Source organism: Oleiphilus sp. HI0079, assembly GCF_001635105.1.
Map to the genome: position 1 here is coordinate 1 of NZ_LWFT01000531.1, position 2,522 is coordinate 2,522.

3 protein-coding genes are annotated in these 2,522 nt (G+C 47.9%); 2 read left to right on the top strand and 1 reads right to left on the bottom strand.

What is annotated here, in order from left to right; all coding sequences use genetic code 11:
- The coding region (locus tag A3750_RS07880; RefSeq protein WP_231871763.1) for a 4a-hydroxytetrahydrobiopterin dehydratase at window positions 1-393 on the top strand (393 nt) is incomplete at its 5' end.
- A 100-nt stretch (window positions 394-493) separates the two neighbouring features.
- Complete coding sequence (gene purU, locus A3750_RS07885; protein WP_068451069.1) at window positions 494-1,348, top strand: formyltetrahydrofolate deformylase; 855 nt, start codon at window positions 494-496, stop codon at window positions 1,346-1,348.
- Between the two features lie 71 nt (window positions 1,349-1,419).
- Here purU and A3750_RS07890 read toward each other — a convergent pair.
- Window positions 1,420-2,522: response regulator (locus tag A3750_RS07890; protein ID WP_068548150.1), on the bottom strand; the 1,103-nt coding region annotated here is incomplete at its 5' end.

The following is a 2,522-nucleotide window of genomic DNA, read 5'->3' on the forward strand; positions in this document are numbered from 1 at the left end:
TCGTATTGGGCGGCAACATTCGGCGAGCGTCATGCTGCCGCGAGAAGAGGTAGTAATATGCTAAGTCAGGAGCAATGTGAGGCGTGTCGTGCCGATGCGCCTTTGTTGAGCGAAACAGAAATCTCTGAGCTGATGCCAGAAGTAGATGGTTGGGAGGTAATCAACGAAGCGTCTCAGCAGCGTTTGCATCGCGTTTTTAAGTTTGGTGATTTTGAGCAGGCGTTGGCCGCCGCGCAACGGGTTGGAGAATATGCCGATCAGGTCGATCATCACCCGCGCTTAGTGATTGAGTGGGGTTCGCTGGCAGTCACTTGGTGGAGTCATAAAATTGGTGGAATGCACCGAAATGACTTTATTTGTGCGGCTCGCAGCTCTGAGCTGGTTAAGCTCTGAATTGGCGATTGAGTGGCTGGTCTGTAAATAATAATGATAAACGGGGTTGGCCCCGCTTTGTTGGGGAGATCCCCAGAATTAAAAAGGTCGAGTAGTAATAATGGAAAGAACCTATCGCTTGGTTGTGTCATGCCCCGATCGTACCGGTATTGTGGCAAAGGTTAGTAATTTTTTGGCGACATACAATGGCTGGATTACAGAGGCCAGTTATCATGCAGATCAAAAAAATGGCTGGTTCTTTATGCGTAATGAGATCAAGGCGAGCTCTTTGCCATTCGATCTTGAGAGTTTCAAAGCTGCATTTGCGCCTATTGCTAATGAATACTCGATGAAATGGTCGGTGACAGACTCTCATGTTAAGCCGAAAGTAGTGTTGATGGCGTCCAAGGAGTCGCATTGTCTTGCTGATTTATTGCATCGCTGGCACAGCGATGAGCTGAACGTAGAGATCGTCGCCGTGATTGCAAATCACGAAGATCTGCGCCGCATGGTTGAGTGGCATGATATTCCTTACCACTATGTGCCGGTAACAAAAGACAATAAGCCGCAAGCGTTCAAAGAAGTTGAGGATCTCGTCGATTCTTACGAGACTGATTTGATTGTGCTTGCGCGTTATATGCAAATTTTACCGCCCGATTTGTGCTCGCGTTATTCTGGGCGCGTGATCAATATCCACCACAGCTTTTTGCCAAGCTTTGCAGGGGCAAAGCCGTATCATCAGGCTTATGACCGAGGTGTGAAATTGATTGGTGCGACATGCCATTATGTAACGCAGGATCTCGATGAAGGGCCGATTATTGACCAGGATGTTATTCGCATTAACCACAGTGATACGATCGAAGATATGGTGCGCTTAGGTAAGGATGCTGAAAAATCTGTTCTAGCGAGAGGTGTGCGCATGCACATTGAGGGGCGTGTGATTATTCACGAAAACAAGACCGTGGTATTTGCCTAAACCTAAACCTAAACCTAGATCTAAACCGTAGCCATAGCAGAGAGAGTTGCTCTGGCTACGGTTTGCTTGTCTTACATCGCTAGCTGGTTGCCACCATTTTGTTTGGCGCTGAACGCTAAGTTGTCTGCCTCGCGACTGCCGACAAGCAGGTTGCCTGATGCTGCTTTGACCAGACCGGCCGAGACAGTGACCTGAACGGTCTGATCGTTAATCATTAAAATCTGATCTTCCACTCGTTCAATTAAGCTATTTAAAAAGCGCTCGGCTTGTTCGGCGGTAATGCCTGTCATGGCGATACCTAGGTCGCCGTCATTGAGCCTCGCGTAAACGAAGCGTGAGAGTGCATTGTTGAATAGTTCGCGTAGCTCGTTCACGACTAGGTCCGCCGTTTCAATTCCGAAGCGATCTTGCAGCTCATCTAATTGATCTATCGACATGATGGCGATAAATGCTTCGCGGCCTTGCTTGTCGGCTTGCTTGAGGAGAGCCCCTGCTTGCTCATTGAATGCGCGCTTATTTGGTAGGCCACTTGAGTAGTCATGCATGGCCATATGGTGCATGGTTTTGGAGAACTCCATGTTCTCGATGTTGTGCATGACTCGGCAATGAAACTCTTCATGGCTGAACGGCTTTTTCAAAAAGTCGTTCGCACCGTTTTTGATGAATTTTGCGGAGAGCGAGTTATCTCCGTCCGCAGAAAGCCCGATGATGACTAAGTCGTTCTTATCAACTTGTTTGCGAATTTGTCTGACCAGATCAAAGCCATTCATTCGGGGCATGTTGTAATCGGTAATGAGTATTTGTATCTCGGTGTCTTGCTCAAGCATTTGCAGGGCCGTATCGCCGTCATCGGCCTGAGCGACATCATAGAGTTGGCTCTGTAGAAGGTTGCAAATGTGTTTGCGAGAGGTACTCGAGTCGTCAGCAACAAGTATTTTGATCTCTTTGTTGCGATGCAATCGATTCAGCAGCTTGATGGCGTACTCATAGGAGAAACGGCTTTCTTTGACGATGTAGTCAACCACGCGTTTTTTAAAAATCTCTTGGCGCTTTGTTTCGTCAAAATTCCCAGTAAGAACAATGGTTGGCAGACTTTGGGATATGCACTCGTCTACCACCTCTCCGTCTGGTGCGTCGGGTAGATTTAGGTCTACGAGTGCTGCAAAATACGCCG